Raw genomic sequence first — 20874 nt, 5'->3', positions numbered from 1 at the left:
ACCGTCGCACACCAGGTTCGGCGTCAGCCGAGAAGTGTTCCCTGGTGGAAGCGCAGCGCGGGTCTGCCCGTCGAGACGTCCCAGATCGACGACCGCCGGCTGGGGCGCTCCCCGCCGATGCGGTACGTCACGAGCACGTGGGTATCGCCGAGCGCCGCGACCTGCCACTCGTCGGTCGGCGGGATCTCCCGAGCGTCCGGTTCGGCGGCGAGCGCTGCGACGATCTCGTCGCGCGTCCACAGCGCGCCGGACGCACCGATCTCGGTGAACGACGGATGCAGCAGCGCGGCCAGGGCGATCGGGTCGCGGCGCACGAGCGGGTCGAGAAGCGACAGTTCGAGCGCCCGGAGGGTCGCGGCATCCGTCATGGGGTCAGTGTGCCACCGGCGCGTCGGGTGCGCCCGGTCTCAGTGGCGACGAGCGAGCACGATGCTGTCGTGGAAGGTGCGCAGCTCGCCGTCGCGGGCGAGCGATTCGCGCTGCCGCTCCTCCGCGATGAGCACGGTCCATTCGGCCGGGTCGAGCGCGAGGGCCGCGACATCTTCGGCCGGAGTGGGGAACCAGCGCGGCGCGGGCGCGGTGGGGTCAGAGTGGCCGCCGCCGTGGCCGTGGTCGTGCGGGGCACCGCCCTCGCGATCGTGGCCGGGTGCGGGGTGGTTGCCGTCATGGCCGTGGTCGTGACCGTGCCCGGCACCCGGGCTCCCCGGCGGCGGCGCGGCATGGGAGGTGATCAGCAGGTGTCCGCCGGGCGCGACCCGCTCAGCCGCGGCCCGCAGGATCTCCTCCCGTGGCAGGTCGACGGGCGAGTGCAGAAAGCTCGCCGTCACGAGGTCGAAGGTCTCGTCGACGTCGAGCGCCGCGAGATCGCCGGCGACGAAACGAGCGGATGCCGCATCCGCCCCCGCGTCCGCCGCGGCGGCGCGAGCGCGCTCGATCGCCGTGACCGAGATGTCGATGCCCGTGGCGCGCCACCCGTGCGCGGCGAGCCAGAGCACGTCGCCGCCCTCCCCGCAGCCGAGGTCGAGGGCGGAGCCCGCGGGGAGCGTGGCCGCGATGTCGGCCAGCACGGCGTTCACGCGGCCCGACCAGACCTGCGTGCTCGCGGCGTAGCGGGGCTCCCAGAAGTCGGCGGGGGCGATCTCGGGCCACCCGTCGCGGTCGGCGTGCACCCGCGCGACATCCTCGTCGACGAGTGCGGCGTTCACCGCGGCTCCCGCCGTCGCCCCCGCGGCCATGCTCATCGGCACGTTCGCCATGGGGGTGACGACGTTGCCGGCGGCCCAGATACGCGGATGCGCGGTGCGGCCCGTCGCATCGACCTCGATCACCGAGCCTGTGGGGCTGTCGACACGCGGCAGGTCGAGACCGGCGAGCACGTCGTCGTGGGGGGTCAGGTCGCCGCCCGTGAAGACGGCGTCGAGAGCGAGCATCGTGCCGTCGGCGAGGCGCGCACCCGTGACATCCGGCCCGTCGCCCACGATCTCGACGACGCGCTGGGGCACGAGACGGATGCCACGCGCGCGCAGTCGCAGATCGTCGTCGATCGAGAGCGGTCCGAGGTCTGCGGTGAACAGGGTGACGTCGGCGCTCCACTGCCGCACGAGCTGCGCCTGATGCAGGGAGAGCGGCGAGGTCGCGAGCACGCCGAGGCGGCGGGAGCGCACCTCCCAGCCGTGGCAGTAGGGGCAGTGCAGCACGCCGGCGCCCCACCGTTCGGCGAGCCCCGCCACGGCGGGCAGCACATCGCTCGCTCCGGTGGCGACGAGGAGCGCGCGCGCCGTGCGGCGCGCCCCGTCGTCGGTGACGACCGTGATGTCGTCGTCGGTCGCCTCGACCGCGACCGCGCGCGCCTCGATGACGCCGACGCCGTAGCCGGATGCCTCATCCCGCCCTCTCGCGAGCAGGTCGGCCGGGGGCGTCCCGTCGTGCCCGAGCACGCCGTGCACGTGGGCGGCGGTGCGATTGCGGGGCTCGCCGGCGTCGATCACGAGGGTGCGGCGACGGGCGCGGCCGAGCAGCTGCGCGGCGCTGAGCCCGGCGATGCCGCCGCCGAGGATGATCACGTCGAGATCGGGATGCATGTCGACAAGTCGACGACACCGCGGGACAATCGTGCAAGTTCGTTTGCGAGATCAGCAAGGAGCGTCGATGGATGCCGCGATCGCCCAGATCGGCCCGCGGGTGCGCGCCGCACGGCACGCGCGCGACTGGACGCTCGACGACCTCGCCCGCCGCGCGGGGCTGTCGGTCAGCACTCTCTCGCGCCTCGAATCCGGCAAGCGCGGGGCGAGTCTCGAGCTGCTGCTGCCGGTGACGCGGGCCCTCGGCATCCGCATCGACGACCTGCTGCCGCCGCACGATCGGGATCCGCGGGTGCGGCGACCCGTGATCCGCCGCGACGGTCTGATCATCGCGCCGCTCACGCACGAGAGCGCGCCGGTGCAGACCCTGCGCATCACGTACCCGGCCGACAGGCCCCTGCCCGACCCTCGCGTGCACGACGGGTTCGAGTGGCTCTATGTGCTCTCGGGGCGGCTGCGGCTGCGGCTCGGCGACCAGGATCTCGAGCTCGCTCCGGGCGAGGCGGCCGAGTTCGACACCCGCACCCCGCACGCGATGGGTGCGGCAGGCGGCGCGCCCGCTGAGGTGCTGAGCATCTTCAACGGCGACGGCGAGCGCATGCACACCCGCGTGCGCACCTCCGGCTGAGCCGGTCAGGCGCCGCCGAAGCGCTCGGTGCGCACCCTCAGCGGCGGGTGGCCGAGATCGACGAGCATGCCGGCCACGGCCTCGACGAACGGGGTCGGACCGCACACGAACACGAGCGGCCGGACGGACGGCGAGAGGGTGGATGCGGCCAGCCCCGCGGCATCCACCCGACCGACCCGACCCGCCCAGGACTCGGGACCCGAGCGGGTGTAGATCCAGTCGACGTCGATGCCCCGGGCGGCGAGCGCCGCGATCTCGTCGCGGTAGAGCGCGTCGGCGGGCGACCGCACCGAGGTGAGCAGACGCATCGGCGCGGCCGACGACGACGCGGCGCGGGCGCGCGCCATCGACAGCAGGGGCACCACACCCGATCCCCCGGCGATGAGCTGCACCGGTGAGGGGTCGGTGTCGTGCCAGACGAAGTAGCCGCCGAGCGGACCCTTCACCTCGACGGTGTCACCCGGGCGGGCGTCGCGCACGAAGTAGGGCGAGACCTCTCCGTCCGGGATCTCGTCGATCGCGAGCTCGATCGTGGTCGACGAGCCGCTGTCCGCGAGCGAGTACGAGCGCTCGGCCCGATAGCCGTCCTCGGCCGTAAGCCGCACGTCGAGATGCTGACCCGGCAGGCTCCCCGCCCACCCCGGCACGTCGAGGGTGAGCACCACCGCGTGCGAGGCGGTCGGCCGCACCGACGTGATCGTGGCGGGCAACCAGTCCGAGGTCACGCGTAGCGCTCTTCACGCCACGGATCGCCGTGACGGTGGTAGCCGTTCTGCTCCCAGAAGCCCGGGGCATCCTTCTTCTGCATCACGAGCCCGCGCACCCACTTGGCGCTCTTCCAGAAGTAGAGGTGCGGCACCAGCAGTCGCGCCGGGCCGCCGTGCACCGGTTCGAGGGCACGACCGTCGAACTCATGCGCGATCCAGGCCTGTCCGCCGAGAAGGTCGGCCATCGGCACGTTCGTCGTGTACCCGCCGTAGCAGTGCACCATGGCGTACGCGAAGTCGCTGTCGACGGCGGCCATGATCGTGTCGAGCGACACACCGCGCCAGCTGGTGCCGAGCTTCGACCAGCGAGTGACGCAGTGGATGTCGGTGTGCACCTCCTCCTGCGGCAGCGCGAGGAGGTCGCTCCAGGTCCAGGTGGTCGTGAAGCCCTTCTCGGTGCGCACACTGAAGCGCCACTCATCGGGGTCGACGCGGGGCGTGGGCCCGGCCGAGAGCACCGGGAAGTCGTCGGTGAGGTACTGGCCGGGCGGCACCGCCGGATCGGGGGCGCGGCGGCGGCCGGTGAAACCTCGGGTGATGTTCGCCATGACGGCCCTCCGTCGGGGGTGCGGAGCTCGGTGAGCTCTATCCTCCCAGAGCGGGGGATGCCGCGGGCTCGACGCGCGCATCGGGGCGACGCAGCCGCAGCACGGCGGCGAGCGCGGCGAACACGGCGACCCCGACGCCGTAGCCGTAGGTGACGGCGCTGAGTCCGAGCACCTGCACCAGGAACCCTGCCGCGACGACGGGGAGCGCCATCGCGAGATAGGACACCATGAAGATCACGGCGAACACGTCGGCGCGTGCGGTCGCGGGGATGTGCGGCGCGAGCGAGCGGATGACCCCGAAGAACGCGGTGCCGAAGCCCGAGCCGGCGACGGCGACCGCGACGAAGTAGCCGACCAGCGATGAGGTCGAGAGGGCCACGAGGGTGAGCAGGGTTCCGACGGCGAGCGCCGACGTGCCGTAGATCGTGACGACCCGCGCGCTGCGGCGCCGGATGAGGAAGGCGGAGAGCGCGCCGGAGCCGGCCAGCAGCGAGACGGCGAATCCCTGCCACAGGTGAGCCGAGACCCCGAGCTCTGCGTGCACGATGCTGGGGCCGAGGGAGAGGAACAGGCCGCCCGTGGCCCAGCCCGCGAAGATCGCCGGAACGCTGTTGAGGAAGAGTGCACGCATCGAGCGGGGCACGCCGATGCGGATGCGGAACGACGCGAGCACTCCCGGCAGGCGCGGGGCGGTCTCGGGGGCGAGCCAGACGAGGGCGGCGAGCACGAGGTAGAGCGCCGTGAGCGGCGCGAACATCGCGGTGAAGGCGTCGGGTGTGACATCCAGCAGGATGCCGGGGATGACCGCGCCGACCGCGAGTCCCGCCATCGGCGCGACGGCGTTCCACACGGCGGCCGACCCCGAGCGCGACGCCGGTTCGAGGTCGATGACCGCGGCCGAGAGCGCGGAGAGGAGGAGTCCGCTCGCGATCCCCTGCACGATGCGCGCCGCGATGAGGAGCGCGATCGAGTGCGCGTTCCAGAAGAGGAAGACGCTGGCGGCGAGGAGCACCAGGCCCGCACTGATCGCGGGGCGGCGGCCGACGTAGTCCGAGATCGATCCGGCGAGCAGCAGGGTCGCGAGGAGGGCGAGGGCGTAGACCGCGAACACGACCGTGGTCGTGGCGGCGTCGAATCCGATGCGCACGGCGAGCACCGAGTAGAAGGGCGAGGGTGCGCTGGCGCCCGCCATCATCGCGGTCACGCTCAGGATCGCGAGCGCGAAGCCGTAGGTGAACCGGCGGCTCGCCCGAGCGATCGGCGTCGGGGATGTCGACATCCTTGCTCCTTCAGGGTTCGAAAGATTTCGAATAGTAGGAGGCTACTCCCGTTTTCAGGATCGTCCAACTATTGTCGAACCATGACCGGCTCCGCGGACCTCCCGCACCCTGATCGCTCCGAGATCACTCTGACCGGCGTGCTCTTCGCCCTCAGCGACCCTGACCGGCTCGACATCGCCCGCCAGCTCGTCGATGGACCGCTCGACATGGCCGCCTGCCATCTCAGCGACCCGACGATCCCGAAGTCGACGAAGTCGCACCTCATGAAGGTGCTGCGCGAAGCCGGTGTCATCCGCAACGACCCGCAGGGCCGTGGTCGCCGGCTCACCCTGCGCGACGACGACCTCAACGCGCTCTTCCCCGGTGTGCTCGACGCCGTGCTCGGTGCCGCGCGGGTCGCGCCCGAGGCTCGGGTCTAGCGAACGCCTCATCGAGCTCGGATCGACCCGCCGCGGAAGGGATACTGAGCGGGTGACCTCCCCCAGCCCCGGCACTCGCCCCTCCACGCGCGCAGTCGTGTTCGGTGGGGGTGGGTCGACGGGCAACGCGTGGTCGATCGGCGTCGTGCACGCGCTGGCAGCGCACCGGGTCGATGTGACGTCGGCGCACCTCACGATCGGCACCTCGGCGGGCGCCACTGTCGCGGCGCAGCTGTGCGCCGCCTCCGCCGCCGAGCTCTTCGCGCGCGCCCTCGCGCCCCTCCCGACGAATCGGGCGCCGTCGCCTCCCGCTCGACGGCCGCCCGGAGCGGTGTCAGCGCAACTGGATCGCACGGCGCGCCTGATCGCGGAGGCGGCCGATCCGACCGACCTGCGACGCCGCCTCGGACTCGCCGCGATCGAGCTCGACGTCACCGGGCCGGCCGACTGGCGCGACGCGTGGCGCGCCACCGTGAGGGAGCGAGTGGGAGACGCGTCCTGGCCCGATCGCGAGCTGCGCGTGACGGCGGTCGACGCTGACAGCGGCGAACCCGTGGTCTTCGACCCGCACAGTGGAATCTCCCTCGTCGACGCCGTCGCCGCCAGCTGCGCCAGCGGCCGCGCATACCGCATCGGCGACCGTCGCTACATCGACGGCGGATACCGGCGCAGCTCGGAGAACGCCGACCTCGCCGCCGGATATGACCGCGTGCTCGTGCTCTCGCCCTTCGGCGGCCGAGTGCGTACGCCGACGGCATGGCGACAGGGCCTCGCCCACCAGGTCGACGAACTGCGGGAGTCCGGCAGCATCGTCGAGACGCTCCTGCCGGACTCCGACGTCGAGCACCTGTTCGGTGCGAATGCGATGGATGCCGCCTCCCGCCCTGCGGCCGCACGATCGGGGTTCGCGACGGTCGAACGCCGCATCGACGAGCTCCGGGCGTTCTGGGGGTAGCCCTGTAGGTTCCCGGTCAAGGTGGCGGAGAACTCGGGGATTCCACGCTAATTGGCAGCAGTTTCGTCAGCAGGATTCCGCGCGAAATGGCAGATCCCTACATAAGAGTAGGAAGTCCACTTAGACTTGACGTCCGCCGCCGCCGTCCGATCGCCCGCGCGATCATCCTCCCGTGCTGGGGGTGAACGCGCGGTTCATGACTGGTATCCGAGCACCGTGGTCATGCCGGTCTCGGCGTGGTAGATGTTGTGGCAGTGCGCGACCCACTGGCCGGGGTTGTCGGCATCGAAGTCGACTGTCAGGGTCTGGCCCGGGAGGATGATGGAGGTGTCCTTCCGGGGGCCGCCGTTCGCGTGCTGGTAGGTGTGGCCGTGCAGGTGGAACGGATGCCACATCTCGGTGTCATTGCGGATCCGCAACTGCACCCGCTCCCCCATACTGATCGCGTGCGCGTCCCGCAACGGGTCGTTCATGTCGAACCGGCGCCCATTGATCCCCCAGTCGTACGCCTCCATCCCCCCGGTCAGCGCGAGGTGCACGACCCGGTCGGGGGATGCCTGGTGCAGGGTGACGGAGGCGGTCGCGCTCAGTCCGGCAGCGGTGCCGACCCTGCCGGTGCCGAGCTCGGCGACGGGGACGTCGCTGGCCGGAGCCGTGCCAGCGGCGGTGCGAACGAGCGCGAACGCGCGATCCTGCTTGCCTTCCGCGTCGGCGACGACAGGGAACACCCCATCGTCCAGGGTGACCTGCAGGTCGTAGCGTTCGCCCATCCCGATCAGGACACTGTCGACCTCGACAGGATCCACCGGGAACCCGTCGGTGTGGGTGATCGTCAGGGTGTGGCCGCCGATCGCGAACCGGAACGCGGTGTCGCTGCCGGCGTTGATGACACGGATCCGCACCCGGGCACCAGGAGTGCCGGTGAATTGGGCGGGGTCGGCTTTGGGTTTGCCGTTGATGAGGTAGTGCGGGTAGTAGACGTCGCCGGCGTCGCCGCCGAGCAGGTCGGAGGTGGCGCCCATCAGCAGGTTCCCCATCCGCATGAACATGTCGCCCATCCCGCCCATGTCTCCCATGCCCTTCGAGAGGTCGGTGAGGACCTGGTCCGGGGTGGCGGTGACGCCGTCGAGCCAGTCGTCGAGGATCAGCACCCATTCGTCGTCCCACGTCACCTTCTCGTCCGGGTCGTCGATGATGAGCGCACCGTAGAGGCCGTGGTCCAGTTGCGGGCCGACGTGGGGGTGGAACCAGTAGGTGCCCGGATGCGGGGTGACGAACTCGTATGCGAACTGTCCGCCCGGGGCGATGGGGGCTTGGGTTACCGGAGGGACCCCATCCATGTCGTTGCGGAGGGCGAGTCCGTGCCAGTGCACGGAGGTGTCCGCGTCGAGCTGGTTGCGGACGGTCGCTTTCAGCGTGTCGCCTGCGGTGAGCCGGATTACCGGGGCGGGGATACCTCCGAACGCCCAGGTGGCGGCGGCGGTACCGGCCAGGTCGAGCGTGGTGGGGGCGGCGGTGAGGTCGACGGTGGTGACTCGGCCGGTGCCGCCGCGGTTCTTCTCCGTGCCGGACACCGCTGCGCCGGTGGGTGTCACCCATTGCGGCGCGGGGGTGCAGGAGGCGAGCACGGCTGCCGCGACGGCGCCCAGTCCGAGTCCGAGCACACCTCGTCGGGTCAGCAGCATCGGGGAGGACGGTGTGGGAGAGAGCGGACGGTCAGGCATGTTCGGGCTCCTTCTGCATGGTCGTCGCAGCGGGCGCCTGGGCGGGCAGGCGGAGCCGCTTGAGGAGGAGGGCGTTGACGGCGACGATCACGGAGGAACCGGACATCGACAGGGCGGCGATCTCCGGGGACAGCATGATCCCGAACGCCGGATAGAACACGCCAGCGGCGATGGGGAGGGCGGCGGCGTTGTATCCGATGGCCCAGCCCAGGTTCTGCCGCATCTTTCGCAGTGTGCCCTTGCCGATCTTGAGTGCGATCGCAACATCGAGCGGGTCCGAGCGCATCAGGACCACGTCGGCGGTCTCGATGGCGACGTCGGTGCCGGCGCCGATCGCGATGCCGAGGTCGGCCTGGGCGAGGGCGGGGGCGTCGTTGACGCCGTCGCCGACCATCGCGACCTTCTTGCCCGTCTTCTGCAGCTCGGCGACCTTCGCGGACTTGTCCTCGGGGAGCACATCCGCGATCACGGTGTCGATGCCGAGGAGAGCGGCGATCCGGTCGGCGGTGGGCTTGTTGTCCCCGGTGAGCATTGCGACCTCGACGCCCTGCTCGTGGAGAGCGTCGATCGCGGTCTTTGCGGTGTCCCGGGGTGCGTCGGCGAGACCGATGATCCCGGCGACTTGCCCGTCCACGGCGAACAGGATCGCGGTGCGGCCGGACCCAGCCAGGTCCTGCTGAGCGGCCTGCACCCCGCTGATGTCGATCCCCTCCCCGGTGAGAAGGCGCGGGTTGCCGAGGACGACCTGTCGACCGTCGACGGTGGCGATCGCGCCCTGCCCGGTGACGTTTCGGAACGCGGTCGCGGTGCGACGGGGGATGTCGCGGGCGTCGGCGTAATTCACGATCGCTTTCGCCAGAGGATGCTCGGATTCCCGCTCCAACGCGACCGCGAGGGAGAGAGTCTCGAGCTCGTCGCCGCCGACGGGGATGTAGTCGGTGACCTCCGGCTCCCCCTTGGTGAGGGTGCCGGTCTTGTCGAACACGACCGTGTCGATGTGGGCGGCGGTTTCGATCCCGGAGGCGTTCTTGAACAACACGCCCCGTTTCGCGCCGAGCCCGGTGCCGACCATGATCGCCGTCGGGGTGGCGAGGCCGAGCGCGTCGGGGCAGGTGATGACGACGACGGTGATAGCGAACAGGATCGCCATCGGGATTGCAGCGCCGGCGAGCAGCCACACCAGGAAGGTGAGGGTGCCGCCGATCAGGGCGACCAGGACGAGCCAGAACGCTGCCCGGTCGGCGAGGCGCTGCCCGGGGGCTTTGGAGTTCTGCGCCTCCTGCACGAGCTTCACGATCTGCGCCAACGCCGTGTCCGAGCCGACTTTGGTGGCTGTGACGCGGAGGGTGCCGACGGTGTTCACGGTCGCTCCGATCACCTCCGACCCGGGCGCTTTGTCCACCGGCATGGACTCGCCGGTGACCATCGACTCGTCCACCTCGGACTCTCCGGATTCCACGACACCGTCGGTGGGGATCTTGGCCCCCGGCCGCACCAGCATCAGATCCCCCGGGACGACCTCGCTGGTGGGGATCTCGACCTCCTGCCCGTCACGGATCACGACCGCCTGCGAGGGTGCGAGCTCCAGGAGGGTGCGGATGGCGTCGTTCGCGCCGCCGCGGGCGCGCATCTCCACCCAATGCCCCAGCAGCACGAAGGTGGCAAGCACCGTGGCGGCTTCGTAGAACACTTCACCGCCGCCGGTGAGGGTGACCGCGAGGGAGTACAGCCAGCCGGCGCCGACACCGACTGCGACGAGCACCATCATGTCGAGGGTCTTCGCGCGCAGCGCCCGGTAGGCGCCGTCGAAGAAGATCCACGCCGAGTAGAAGATCACCGGCAGCGACAGGATCAGCATGAACACGTCATCGCGCAGCCCGAACGGTGCCGGCACCTCGAATCCGATCACCTCCCGCCCGATCGGAGACCACAGGGTGATCGGGATCGACAGGATCAGCGCGACCAGGAACCGGTTGCGCATGTCGCGGATCATCGCGTCCATCGACATCCCGCCGTGATGCCCACCGTGGCCCATCATCTCCTGCGCACTGTGACCCGACGCTGCACCATGATCGTGCCCACCCGCGGCCGCGGTGTGACCGGCGTGCTCGACGTGGTGACCGGCATGCTCACCGTCATCCGCCGTCGCCGACGGGGCGTGCGTGTGGTCGTGGCCAGCGGCGTGGTCGTGGACGGGGTCGTCGTGATAGCCCGCAGGACCCTTATGGCCCGCGTGGCTGGCGTGACCCGTGGCATCCGTGTGGCCCTCGTGCGCGTCGTGACTCGCGTGCGGTTCTTGTGCGCCCTCAGCTGCGGGGCCGTGGTGGGCGCTGTGGTCGTGCGCACCCTCGTCGTGCGGGTCGTGCGCGGGGTCGCAGATATGGTCGGGGACGGACTGGCCGGCGCAGTGATACCCGCAGTCGATGACCCATTGCTGGAGGTGGGCGACCGAGGTGGTCTCGGGGTCGTAGGTGACGGTCGCGGTCTGTGAGACCGGGTTCGCGTCCACGGCGATCACTCCGGGTTGTCGGCTCAGGTGGGCTTCGGTGACGTTCTTGGAGGTCGCGCGGATCATGCCGCTGACCTGCAGGGTCACGGTTCTGGTGTCGCTCATTTCGGTTCCTTCCCGAGGGTGGGGTCGGTGGTGTCGGGGTGGGGCCATTGCCAGTCGGCGACGGCGGGGATGTCGGTGCCGTGCTCGCGGGTGTGGGCGCGGGCGTGCAGGCGGGCGTCCTGCAGCTCCTGCCGCAGGCCGGCGTGGCGGGCGGCGAGGCCCGGGACGTGGTCGAGGACGTCGATCGCGAGCCGGTACCGGTCGAGGTCGTTGAGCATGACCATGTCGAACGGGGTCGTGGTGGTGCCGCGCTCCTGGAAGCCGTGCACGTGCAGGTTCTGGTGCCCGGCGCGCTTGTAGGTGAGTCGGTGGATCAGCCACGGGTAGCCGTGGTAGGCGAAGATCACCGGCTTGTCGGGAGTGAAGATCGCATCGAACTCCCGGTCCGGGAGACCGTGCGGGTGCTGGTCCTCGGATTGCAGCCGGGTCAGGTCGACCACGTTCACCACCCGCACTCTCAGGTCGGGGATGTGCTCGCGCAGCAGCGCCGCCGCGGCGAGGGTCTCGAGGGTGGGGACGTCGCCGGCGGCGGCGAGCACCACATCCGGCTCGGTGCCTTCGGTTTCGGTGCCCGCCCACGGCAGGATCCCGAGCCCGCGGGTGCAGTGCTCGATCGCCTCGTCCATCGTCAGCCACTGCGGGGCGGGCTGCTTCCCGGCGACGACGACGTTGATGTACCCGGCCGAGCGCAGGCAGTGGTCGTAGGTGGACAGCAGCGTGTTCGCGTCGAACGGCAGGTAGACGCGGACGATGTCGGGGCTCTTGTTCAGGGCGAGGTCGATGAACCCGGGGTCCTGGTGAGAGAACCCGTTGTGGTCCTGCCGCCAGACGTGGCTGGAGAGCAGGTAGTTGAAGCTCGGGATCGGGTCCCGCCACGACACCTCCCGGGCCGCTTCGAGCCATTTGGCGTGCTGGTTGAACATCGAGTCGACGATGTGGGTGAACGCCTCGTAGCAGTTGAACAGCCCATGCCGGCCGGTAAGGACGTAGCCCTCGAGCCAGCCCTGGCACTGGTGCTCGCTGAGCACCTCCATCACCCGCCCAGTCGGGGCCAGGTGCTCGTCGACGGGCTCCACGGCCGCGTTCCACTGCTTGCCGGTGGCCTGGTAGACGGGTGGGGCGAGCCGGTTGGAGGCGGTCTCGTCCGGGCCGAAGATGCGGAAGTTGTCCGGGTTGTCCCGGATCACCCCCGCCAGCCACTCGCCCAGCACGCGGGTCGCTTCCCCGGTTCCCGCACCCCGCTCGGCCGGGTCGACCGGCTGCGCGTGCTTGTGGAAGTCCGGGAGCCGCAGCGGGACGGTGAGTTGTCCGCCGTTGCCGGCCGGGTTCGCGCTCATCCGCCGATCCCCGTCCGGGGCGATCGCGACCGTGGCCGGGCGGGGGGCGCCGGTCACGTCGAACAGCTCGTGCGGGCGGTAGGACGCCAGCCAGTCCTCGAGGATCCGCAGGTGCTCGGGATTGTCGCGGACCTCGGCGAGCGGCACCTGGTGTGCCCGCCAGGTGCCCTCCACCGGCAGACCGTCGATGATCTTCGGGCAGGTCCACCCCTTCGGGCTGCGCAGCACGATCGCCGGCCACGCCGGCCGCCCCTCCAGCGTCCCGGCCGCCGCGGCGGCCTTGATGTCCGCGATCTCATCCAGCACCGCATCCAGGACCGCCGCGAACGTCGCGTGGGACTCCTGCGGGGTCTCGCCATCGAAGCCGACCGTGACGACGTGGGGGTGATGGCCGTAGCCGCTCAGCAGCGCGACCAGCTCTTCCTCGGGGATGCGGGACAGCACGGTCGGGTTGGCGATCTTGTACCCGTTCAGATGCAGGATCGGCAGCACCACCCCGTCATGGGCGGGGTTGAGGAACTTGTTGCCGTGCCACGCGGTCGCCAGCGGCCCGGTCTCCGCCTCCCCGTCACCGATCACGCAGGCGACCAGCAGGTCGGGGTTGTCGAACGCGGCCCCGTAGGCGTGCACGAGGGAGTAGCCCAGCTCCCCGCCCTCGTTGATCGACCCGGGCGTTTCCGGGGACGCGTGCGAGGGGATCCCGCCCGGGAAGGAGAACTGCCGGAACAGCGCCCGCAGCCCCTCTTCGGTGCGGTCGATGCCCGGGTAGCGTTCGGTGTAGGTGCCGTCGAGGTAGGCGTTGGCGACCATGCCGGGTCCGCCGTGCCCGGGCCCGGTCACGTACAGGGTGTTCAGGTCGCGGTCGCGGATGGCGCGGTTCAGGTGGGCGTAGAGGAAGTTCAGGCCCGGGGTGGTGCCCCAATGCCCCAGCAGCCGCGGCTTGATGTCGTCCCGGCTGAGGCGGTGGCGCAGCAGCGGGTTACCCTGCAGGTAGATCTGCCCGATGCTCAGATAGTTCGCCGCCCGCCACCACGCATCCACCGCCGCCAACTGCTCGGCGGTGGCATCAGTGGTGCGGTGCGCCCACGCGGGGGGTGCCGGTGTGGGGGTCATGGTCGGTCTCCTTCCGATCCGCGACCGCTCGGGTCGCGCCAGGTGCGAATGACGGTGGTCATGGTGTTGCCGCCGGGATGAGAACGGTGGCGGTGTTGTCGCGGATCCAGACCACGCCGCGGTCATCGACCAGGACGATCGCACCGTCCCCGGTGACCCCGAGGGCTTGGACGGTTCCCGTGGTGGTGCCGACGTTCTCCCAGCCGGTGCCGACTAGGCGTCGCAACGTCCCGTCGGTGTCCACTCCGACCACCCCACCGGTTGGGTCGGTCTCCACCAGGTACAGCACTGGCGCGTCCGGCGCCGGGGTGAAGGTGGCGCCACCGTCGGTGCTGTGCTGCAGCCCGTCCTGGGTGGCGGCGTACAGGGTGCCGTCGGTCGCGGCGGCCAGGTCGACGGCGGGCAGCTCGGCACCGTCCGCCCAACTCTGCCCGCCGTCGCTGCTGGTGCGCAGCAGCAGCCGGGAGGATCCGATCCCGTACAGGGTGCCGTCGCCGGTGACGGTGAGGACGTGGAAGTCCTCTTCCCCGGTGAACGCGACCGGTTCCCACGAGGCGCCGGCGTCGAGGCTGCGGATGATGCCGAGGTTGGGGGCGCCGAGCTCCGCCGGGGTGGACGGGCCGGGGTGCCCGGACGCGTAGAGGGTGTCACCGGTAGCGGTCAGTCCCATCGCGTCCAGGTCGATGCCACCGACCGGGCCGGTGACGGTGCCGTCCTCGCCCAGCGTGTACAGGCCGGTGTGGGTGCCCAGCAGCACGGTGCTGTCACCGGCGTCGACGATGCCGTGCACATGCCCGAACCCGGCCGCGGTGCCCGCGGGGGCATCGGGCTCCGCAGGGGTGGTGCTGCAGCCCGTGAGCAGCAGCGCGACGGTGACGGTGGCCGTGATCGCCAGTCTGCGGGTGGTGGGAGAGATCATGAACGGAGGTCCTTTCCGTGCGGGTACGCCGGATACCGGTGACCGCACAGGGGTCGAGGGTGGGGCCTCGGACGGGACCGGCATCGGGAGCGCGGGTCCCGTCCGAGGGGTACCGGGTCAGAGGCTGGCGAGGATGTCCTGCATCGTGGTGATCTCGGCGGTCTGCCCGTCGATGATCTGCTGCGCGAGGGCGGCCACGTCCGGGTTCTGTCCGTCGGTGAGCACCGACTGCGCCATCGTCACGGCGCCCTGGTGGTGAGCGATCATGCCGTTCAGGAACAGGCGGGTCGCCTCGACCCCGGTCGCGGCATCCAGAGCGGCCATGTCGTCCTCCGACATCATCCCGCCGCCCATGTCCATGCCGTCCATCCCGGACATGGAGTCGTCGTACGGGACGCCCCACTCCTCCAGCCAGCCCTTCATGGTCTGGATCTCCGGGTCCTGTGCGGCCTTGATCTGCTCGGCGAGGGAGACGACTCGCTCGTCGATGCCGTCTTTCGCGAGGATCTGATCGGCCATCTCGATGGCCTGCTGGTGGTGCGGGATCATCATGGTCACGAACATCTCGTCCGCGGCGTTGAACGCGGCGGCGGACTGGGAGGGGGCGGTGCTGGTCATCCCCCCGGGTCCGTGGTCCATGCCGGGCATGGTGCCGTCGGTGGGGGCGCAGCCGGCGAGCACGAGCACGGTGGCCAGGGCGCCGGCGGTCAGCGTGAGAGTACGAAAACGCATCAGGGGTGTCCTTGTCTATTCAGTCGGTGAGGGTCTGATTCAGTGCCCGGGAGGGCAGGGTGCAGCATCCCCGGCAAGGGTCGCCGGGGTTCAGGCGGAATCAGGTGCGACTGATGGACAGGACAAGCAGTGAAGGCGGGCGGGGATGCGGCAATCCGACCAGCAGAGTCCGGGTATGGGAGCGCGAGCGGGCTACGGCGTATGTGAGAAGGGCACGGGACGTCGGGGCGAGCAGGACGATCACCGCGGCCAGCAGCGCCAGCACGCACACCATCATCAGCATCGAGTGATCCGGCATCCCCGCAGGGCTGCCGCACCCGTCCTGGCAATGCCCTCCAGCGCCCTCCACCGCAGCTGCGGTCATCGGCGTATCGTCGGCGGCGGCTGGTGCGGAGCCGACCTGGCTGTGCGTGCTCATCGCGCTGGTCTCTGATGCCAGGGCGGGCTGGTGGGAACCGGTCAGGACGTGCATGGACAGCAGCCCGGTGATGATCGCCAGGGCGATCGGACCGGCCAGCAGGAGCCGTCGCACCCCGGGGGTCAGACGCGCGTGCGAGCGAATCACGTTCACGACCGACCTCCTTCCCGTCCAGGGTAGCGGTGCCTTGCCTCCGCGACACGGTCAGAACACCACGCACGGGAGCGGGTGCCCCCTACCACTCAGCATATACCCATCCGGGGTATCCAGGATGGGTATCGCTTCGGGGATGGCTACCCGCCCGGGGTATGCTGGGCGTGATCGAGGAAGGGGCGTCGACGGTGAACCAGGTGGTGGCGCGACGGCGGGCACTCGGGTCCCGGCGTGCCCTGTGGTTCTACCTGGCCGCGGTGACCGCGATCATCGCGGGGCTGCTTGCGATGCATTCGCTGAGTCTGGAAGAGGACCAGGCGGGCACTGTCGTGTCCGCCTCCGCAGTCGTTGCGGCCCCCGATGCCGCCGCTGATGTCCTGGTCAGCGGGGTGGTGACGCCCTCGTGCGATGAGACGGTCTGCGGGACGTCTCATGCTTTCGCTGCCGTGACGTGTCTGCTCGCGTTGCTGACCCTGCTCATCCTGGTGCTCCCGGCCCGGGACGGGTGGATGTCGCTGCTGGCGTGGCTGCGATCCCTCCCCGGCAGGTCGAGCTCGTTCACGTCCGGGTCGCCTCTTCTGCGGCCCTCCCTGATCGTGCTGTCGATCAGCCGCACCTGATCAGCACCCCGCCCGCGCCCGCCGCCTGAGCCGCCGCCGGCGCGTGATGTCGCCGACGGTCCACGATGTGCGGCCCGCAGGCGAGCGCGACCCGTCTGCGGCAGCGCCATGGGTGATCCGATCCCGGATTCTCGCCGTGCACTCCGGGCCGCGGCTCCCGGTTGGACCGTGTGACGGCGACCGTGCGCACCTTCATCGTCCCCCTCATCCAGGAAAGTCTTGTATGCCCGAACCCGCCCCCTCCACCCCGACTCCCGGTACCGGAACGCGCCGTGCGGCGAGAGCCGCCCTGTCTTCCCCACCCGTCCAGACGCGACGCGATCGACGCCGTCGGCCCACCCGTGCCGCCCGGACACCTCGACACGCGCCGCGCCGCACGCTCACCCGATCCCGGATGCTCGCCGGCGCGGTGATGCTCCCGGTCGCGTCGATCGCCGGACTGCCGTTGCTGATCCCGTTGACGCCGGAGCCGGTGTTCGCCGTCGAGGCGACCCGCACCCCGGTGCGCGCCCAGTCGTTCACCACCCCCGACACCGTCACCGGGACGGTGATGGTGCGCGGGGACTACACGGTGGCGGTGACCGCCCCCGTCGGGACCGAGTCGTACGCGCACACCGCGGACACATTCACCAACGACCCGGCATCGGCGGTGCAGTGGCCGTTCACCGTGGGAGTGCCGATCAGCAGCACGTTCGGGTACCGCCCCCCGCCATGCCCGTCCTGCTCAAATTTCCATGCCGGACTGGACATGACCCCCGGGATCGGCACCCCGATCCAGGCGATCGCCGACGGGGTGGTCACCACCGCGACGGAGCAGGGCGGCGCGTACGGGGTGTACGTGGTGATCCGGCACGAGATCGACGGGCAGGTCGTGGAAAGCGCGTACGCGCACATGCGGGAAGGGTCCCTCGCCCTGACCCCGGGACAGACCGTGCGGGTGGGGCAGATGGTCGGCCGGGTCGGGGACAGTGGACGCAGCTTCGGCGCACACCTGCACTTCGAGATCCGCACCGGAGGCGAAGCGGTGGACCCGCTGGCGTGGCTTCCGGCGAGGGTGAGGCCCTGATGGACGCACTCCTCATTGTGGCTCCGGCGCTGATCCCGAGCCCGGGGATCAGCTTCGTTCAGGTCGGTCCGTTCCAGATCCGGTTCTACGCGCTGGCGATCCTGGCCGGGATCGTGCTGGCGGTGCTGATCACCGGCCGTCGGCTGCGGGCGGTCGGGCACCCGGCCGGGGTCGTGGTGGATGTGGCGATGTGGGCGGTGCCGTTCGGGATCCTCGGCGCCCGGATCTACCATGTGCTCACCCATCCCGGCGACTACTTCTTCCCTGGCGCGGACCTGTGGCGGGTGCTCTACATCTGGGAAGGCGGGATCGCAATCTTCGGTGCGATCCTGGGCGGGCTGGTCGGGATTGTGATCGGCACCCGTCGCGCCGGGATCCCGGTGCTGCTGTTCCTGGACGCGCTCGCGCCGGGGATGCTGGTCGCCCAGGCGGTGGGACGGCTGGGGAACTACTTCAACCAGGAGCTGTTCGGCCCGCCCACCACCTTACCGTGGGGGCTGCAGATCGACCCCTCAGCCCCCGCGATCCCGCCGGGGACCCCGGCGGGGACCCTGTTTCATCCGCTGTTCCTGTACGAGCTGCTGTGGAACCTGGCCGGTGCCGCCGTGATCGTGCTGCTCGAGCAGCACCGCCGCCGGCACGGCCGGATCACGCTGGGCGCCGGGCGGAGTCTGGGCGTGTACCTGCTGTGGTACGGGGCGGGGCGGGCGGTGCTGGAGTCCATCCGGCTGGATCCCACCGAGCTGCTCGCCGGCGGGCTGAAAGCGAACGTGCTCACCGCCCTGGTGGCCGCCGTACTGGGGGTCGGGCTGCTCGCCCACGCCTCCTGGCGCGCCCGCCGCCGCGCACCCGTCCGGGGGAGGGGGGATGCGCGTGTCGATCCGCAATGAGCAGGCCCCGCAGCTGCCCGCCGATCACGTCGACCGGCCGGTGGAGGAGCGCACGAATCCGCGCCTGAGCGTGTCGGGGTGGGCGCGGTGGGCGTGGCGGCAGCTGACCAGCATGCGCACCGCCCTGGTGTTGTTGCTGCTGCTCGCGGTGGCCGCGATCCCCGGGTCGTTGATCCCGCAACGCTCCTCCGACCCGAACGGGGTGATCCAGTTCGACAAGACCAACCCGGGCTGGATGTGGGCGGTGGACCTGCTGCAGCTGCACGACGTGTTCGGGTCGGTGTGGTTCTCCGCGATCTACCTGCTGTTGTTCGCGTCGCTGATCGGCTGCGTCATCCCCCGCATCCGCCACCACCTGACCGCGCTGCTCGCCCCGCCCCCGGCCACCCCCCGCAACCTGTCCCGCCTGCCCGCCCACACCCGCCGCGTCCTCCCCGACACGCCCCCCGGTGCGGTCTTGGACGCGGCCGAGAAGGCGCTGCGTCGGCAGCGGTACCGCACCCGCCGGGTCCGCGGCGACGACGGACGGGACTCGGTCGCAGCCGAGCGCGGCTACCTGCGGGAGACCGGGAACCTGCTGTTCCACGTGGCGCTGCTGGCGGTGCTGGTCGTGGTCGGCGTCGGCGGCGGGTTCCGGTTCACCGGGCAGCGGGTGCTGGTGGAGGGGCAGACGTTCGCGTCCACCCGGATCGCGTACGACTCGTTCACCGCCGGCCGGTTCATCACTGACACGCAGATCCCGGCGTTCTCCCTCACCCTGGACCGGTTCCGCGTCGACTACGTCCTGGACAACGTCAACGCGCTCGGCATGCCGAAGACGTTCGACGCGCAGGTCACGACCACCACTGGCGGCACCCGGCAGGCCTCCAGCATCCAGGTCAACGAGCCGCTGCCGGTGGCTGGCACCGACATCTATCTGCTCGGCAACGGGTACGCCCCCACCCTCACCGTCCGAAACCCGGCCGGGAAGATCGTGTTCCGTGACACGGTCCCGTTCCTGCCGCAGGACGCGAATTTGACCAGCTTGGGCATCGTGAAGGTTCCCGACGGGCTGGCCGAGCAGGTCGGCCTGGTCGGGATGCTGTACCCCACCCGCGCGACCACCGCCTCTGGGGCGTTCGCGTCCAGCTACCCGGACCTGCTGGACCCGGTCGTCACCTTCAACGTGTACGTCGGCGACCTGGGCCTGAACACCGGGGTCCCGGTGTCGGTGTACGCACTGGACACCAGCACCCTCACCCAGATCGCCGGGCGGGGCACCCCCACCCCCGCCCTGCAGTTGGTCCCCGGCACCCCGGTTCCGCTGCCGGACGAGCTGGGCACGATCGAGCTCGGCCCGATCCCCCGATTCGCGTCGCTGGAGATCGCCGCCGACCCCACCCAAACCCCCACTCTGATCGCCGCGGTCGTCGCGATGGCCGGGTTGGCCCTGTCCCTGTTCGTGCCCCGCCGCCGCCTTTGGGTCCGCGCAACCACCGGCCGGGACGGCGGCACGGTGCTTGAGGTCGCCGGGCTCGCCCGCGGCGACGACCCCCGCCTGCAACCCACCGTCGACACCCTCGCCACCCGCCTCACCCCTTCCCCCGCACCCCTTCGAGGAGGCTCTGATGACCCCGTTCCTTGACGCCCTGTCCCTGCTGCTGGTGTACTCGGCGATCGCGATCTACGCCGCCGCATTCGTCGCCTACACCCTTCACCTCGCCCGCCGCGCCAGCACCCCTGCCGTCCCGGTCACCGTCCGGGTGCCGGTCACCGCCGGCGCCACCAGCACCACCGACCCGGACCTGGCAGGCACACCCACCGCCCCCGCCCCCGACACCGCACCCGGTGCCGCCGCTGCCCCGGGGGGCGGACGGGGGGCGGGGAAGGCGGCGCGGGTCGGGTTCGTGTTGACCGTGCTGGGCTGGGTGTTCCATCTTGCCGGGGTGGTGCTGCGCGGGGTCGCCGCGGACCGGGTGCCGTGGGCGAACATGTTCGAGTTCTCCCTCACCGGCACCGCCCTGATCATCGCCACCTTCCTGGCCGTGTCGCTGCGGGTGCGGCTGGCGTACCTGGGCAGCGCCGTGCTCGGGCTGACCGTGCTGCTGCTCGGCGTCGCGACGGTTAGCTTCTACGTCCCCGTCGCCCCCCTGATGCCCGCCCTGCAGTCCGGGTGGCTGGTCATCCACGTGCTGGTCGCGCTGCTGGCGACCGCGTTCTTCGGGCTCGCGTTCCTCGTCTCCCTCACCTACCTGCTCACCACCCGCCGCCGCGGCCTCCCCTCCCGGCTCACCCGGCTGCGGGACAGTCTGCCCGGGCCGGAGGATCTGGACCGACTCGCATACCGGCTGACGATCGTCGGGTTCATCCTGTGGACCTTCACCCTGATCGCCGGGGCGATCTGGGCCGGCCGCGCCTGGGGCAGGTTCTGGGGGTGGGACGTGAAAGAGGTGTGGACGTTCATCATCTGGGTGCTCTACGCCGGATACCTGCACGCCACCGCCACCCGCGGCTGGGCCGGCACCCGCGCCGCCTGGCTGTGCATCGTCGGCTTCGCCGCCGTGCTGTTCAACTTCGGCGTCGTCAACGTCTTCTTCACCGGGCTGCACTCCTACTCCGGACTGTGACCCG

Annotated in this window: 19 protein-coding genes; 8 read left to right on the top strand and 11 right to left on the bottom strand. The window is 70.8% G+C overall.

The annotated features are described in order from the left end of the window. Positions 1–23 precede the first annotated feature (23 nt). Both BGO15_RS02195 and BGO15_RS02190 read right to left on the bottom strand, forming a co-directional pair. Complete coding sequence (locus BGO15_RS02195; RefSeq protein WP_056207367.1) at positions 24–368, bottom strand: nuclear transport factor 2 family protein; 345 nt, start codon at positions 366–368, stop codon at positions 24–26. A 39-nt stretch (positions 369–407) separates the two neighbouring features. Continuing rightward, entirely contained in the window at positions 408–2081 is a 1674-nt protein-coding gene (locus tag BGO15_RS02190) for an FAD-dependent oxidoreductase (RefSeq protein WP_056518807.1), read from the bottom strand. A gap of 67 nt (positions 2082–2148) precedes the next feature. Between BGO15_RS02190 and BGO15_RS02185 the strand changes: the two genes are divergently transcribed. Further along, the gene (locus tag BGO15_RS02185; protein WP_056207369.1) at positions 2149–2709 is read left to right on the top strand and encodes a helix-turn-helix domain-containing protein; all 561 of its coding nucleotides are present in this window, start codon (positions 2149–2151) and stop codon (positions 2707–2709) included. A gap of 5 nt (positions 2710–2714) precedes the next feature. Here BGO15_RS02185 and BGO15_RS02180 read toward each other — a convergent pair whose 3' ends face one another. From BGO15_RS02180 to BGO15_RS02170, 3 genes are read right to left on the bottom strand one after another with little or no spacing between them, the layout of a single operon-like run. Next, a complete protein-coding gene (locus BGO15_RS02180) occupies positions 2715–3434 on the bottom strand; it encodes an FAD-binding oxidoreductase (RefSeq protein WP_056207371.1) in 720 nt (239 codons plus the stop codon). Then, on the bottom strand, positions 3431–4024 hold the full coding sequence (locus tag BGO15_RS02175) for a sulfite oxidase-like oxidoreductase (protein ID WP_056207372.1): 594 nt from the start codon (positions 4022–4024) through the stop codon (positions 3431–3433). The genes BGO15_RS02180 and BGO15_RS02175 overlap by 4 nt, the downstream gene beginning before the upstream one ends. A 37-nt stretch (positions 4025–4061) precedes the next feature. Beyond that, positions 4062–5303 (bottom strand): MFS transporter, encoded by a 1242-nt coding sequence (locus BGO15_RS02170; protein ID WP_056207374.1) that lies wholly within the window; start codon positions 5301–5303, stop codon positions 4062–4064. 81 nt (positions 5304–5384) lie between these two features. On the opposite strand from BGO15_RS02170, the gene BGO15_RS02165 reads away from it, so the two are divergent. Then, positions 5385–5723 (top strand): ArsR/SmtB family transcription factor, encoded by a 339-nt coding sequence (locus tag BGO15_RS02165; RefSeq protein ID WP_056207376.1) that lies wholly within the window; start codon positions 5385–5387, stop codon positions 5721–5723. A 52-nt stretch (positions 5724–5775) separates the two neighbouring features. Continuing rightward, positions 5776–6678 (top strand): patatin-like phospholipase family protein, encoded by a 903-nt coding sequence (locus BGO15_RS02160; protein WP_056207378.1) that lies wholly within the window; start codon positions 5776–5778, stop codon positions 6676–6678. A 194-nt stretch (positions 6679–6872) separates the two neighbouring features. Here BGO15_RS02160 and BGO15_RS02155 read toward each other — a convergent pair whose 3' ends face one another. The 6 genes from BGO15_RS02155 to BGO15_RS02130 form a co-directional block, all read right to left on the bottom strand. Then, positions 6873–8402 carry a multicopper oxidase family protein gene (locus BGO15_RS02155; RefSeq protein ID WP_082486269.1) on the bottom strand — a complete coding sequence of 510 codons (1530 nt, stop codon included), beginning with the start codon at positions 8400–8402 and terminating at the stop codon, positions 6873–6875. Then, a complete protein-coding gene (locus BGO15_RS02150; RefSeq protein WP_056518808.1) occupies positions 8395–11016 on the bottom strand; it encodes a heavy metal translocating P-type ATPase in 2622 nt (873 codons plus the stop codon). Before BGO15_RS02150 ends, BGO15_RS02155 begins: the two co-directional genes overlap by 8 nt. Continuing rightward, a complete protein-coding gene (locus BGO15_RS02145; RefSeq protein ID WP_056207380.1) occupies positions 11013–13466 on the bottom strand; it encodes a phosphoketolase family protein in 2454 nt (817 codons plus the stop codon). Before BGO15_RS02145 ends, BGO15_RS02150 begins: the two co-directional genes overlap by 4 nt. 58 nt (positions 13467–13524) lie before the next feature. Beyond that, entirely contained in the window at positions 13525–14385 is an 861-nt protein-coding gene (locus BGO15_RS02140) for a F510_1955 family glycosylhydrolase (protein ID WP_056207382.1), read from the bottom strand. Between the two features lie 117 nt (positions 14386–14502). Then, on the bottom strand, positions 14503–15117 hold the full coding sequence (locus BGO15_RS02135; RefSeq protein WP_056207384.1) for a DUF305 domain-containing protein: 615 nt from the start codon (positions 15115–15117) through the stop codon (positions 14503–14505). A gap of 100 nt (positions 15118–15217) precedes the next feature. Continuing rightward, the gene (locus BGO15_RS02130; RefSeq protein ID WP_056207386.1) at positions 15218–15688 is read right to left on the bottom strand and encodes a DUF6153 family protein; all 471 of its coding nucleotides are present in this window, start codon (positions 15686–15688) and stop codon (positions 15218–15220) included. A gap of 164 nt (positions 15689–15852) precedes the next feature. On the opposite strand from BGO15_RS02130, the gene BGO15_RS02125 reads away from it, so the two are divergent. From BGO15_RS02125 to ccsB, 5 genes are all read left to right on the top strand, one after another. Beyond that, a complete protein-coding gene (locus tag BGO15_RS02125; protein WP_056207388.1) occupies positions 15853–16308 on the top strand; it encodes a DUF6153 family protein in 456 nt (151 codons plus the stop codon). Between the two features lie 394 nt (positions 16309–16702). After that, a complete protein-coding gene (locus tag BGO15_RS02120) occupies positions 16703–17374 on the top strand; it encodes a M23 family metallopeptidase (RefSeq protein ID WP_286746917.1) in 672 nt (223 codons plus the stop codon). After that, entirely contained in the window at positions 17374–18264 is an 891-nt protein-coding gene (lgt, locus tag BGO15_RS02115; RefSeq protein WP_005049593.1) for a prolipoprotein diacylglyceryl transferase, read from the top strand. The genes BGO15_RS02120 and lgt overlap by 1 nt, the downstream gene beginning before the upstream one ends. Then, positions 18242–19888, top strand: a complete 1647-nt coding sequence (resB, locus tag BGO15_RS02110; RefSeq protein WP_056518810.1) for a cytochrome c biogenesis protein ResB — start codon at positions 18242–18244, stop codon at positions 19886–19888. Before lgt ends, resB begins: the two co-directional genes overlap by 23 nt. Next, positions 19872–20870, top strand: coding sequence for a c-type cytochrome biogenesis protein CcsB (gene ccsB, locus BGO15_RS02105; protein ID WP_056207393.1), 999 nt, complete (start codon positions 19872–19874; stop codon positions 20868–20870). The genes resB and ccsB overlap by 17 nt, the downstream gene beginning before the upstream one ends. Positions 20871–20874: the final 4 nt, after the last annotated feature.

The sequence above is a fragment of the Microbacterium sp. 71-23 genome, from assembly GCF_001897265.1.
Classification (GTDB): Bacteria; Actinomycetota; Actinomycetes; order Actinomycetales; family Microbacteriaceae; genus Microbacterium; species Microbacterium ginsengisoli.
The sequence above is the reverse complement of the archived record's forward strand: the minus strand, read 5'-3'. Positions and strand labels throughout refer to the sequence as shown.

Coding starts and splice junctions, on each gene's coding strand:
- BGO15_RS02195 (WP_056207367.1), bottom strand. CDS start 368: ATGACGGATGCCGCGACCCTCCGGGCGCTCGAACTGTCGCTTCTCGAC.
- BGO15_RS02165 (WP_056207376.1), top strand. CDS start 5,385: ATGACCGGCTCCGCGGACCTCCCGCACCCTGATCGCTCCGAGATCACT.
- BGO15_RS02120 (WP_286746917.1), top strand. CDS start 16,703: ATGCTCGCCGGCGCGGTGATGCTCCCGGTCGCGTCGATCGCCGGACTG.
- resB (WP_056518810.1), top strand. CDS start 18,242: ATGCGCGTGTCGATCCGCAATGAGCAGGCCCCGCAGCTGCCCGCCGAT.
- BGO15_RS02185 (WP_056207369.1), top strand. CDS start 2,149: ATGGATGCCGCGATCGCCCAGATCGGCCCGCGGGTGCGCGCCGCACGG.
- BGO15_RS02170 (WP_056207374.1), bottom strand. CDS start 5,303: ATGTCGACATCCCCGACGCCGATCGCTCGGGCGAGCCGCCGGTTCACC.
- BGO15_RS02135 (WP_056207384.1), bottom strand. CDS start 15,117: ATGCGTTTTCGTACTCTCACGCTGACCGCCGGCGCCCTGGCCACCGTG.
- BGO15_RS02175 (WP_056207372.1), bottom strand. CDS start 4,024: ATGGCGAACATCACCCGAGGTTTCACCGGCCGCCGCCGCGCCCCCGAT.
- lgt (WP_005049593.1), top strand. CDS start 17,374: ATGGACGCACTCCTCATTGTGGCTCCGGCGCTGATCCCGAGCCCGGGG.
- BGO15_RS02155 (WP_082486269.1), bottom strand. CDS start 8,402: ATGCCTGACCGTCCGCTCTCTCCCACACCGTCCTCCCCGATGCTGCTG.
- BGO15_RS02150 (WP_056518808.1), bottom strand. CDS start 11,016: ATGAGCGACACCAGAACCGTGACCCTGCAGGTCAGCGGCATGATCCGC.
- BGO15_RS02140 (WP_056207382.1), bottom strand. CDS start 14,385: ATGATCTCTCCCACCACCCGCAGACTGGCGATCACGGCCACCGTCACC.
- BGO15_RS02190 (WP_056518807.1), bottom strand. CDS start 2,081: ATGCATCCCGATCTCGACGTGATCATCCTCGGCGGCGGCATCGCCGGG.
- ccsB (WP_056207393.1), top strand. CDS start 19,872: ATGACCCCGTTCCTTGACGCCCTGTCCCTGCTGCTGGTGTACTCGGCG.
- BGO15_RS02145 (WP_056207380.1), bottom strand. CDS start 13,466: ATGACCCCCACACCGGCACCCCCCGCGTGGGCGCACCGCACCACTGAT.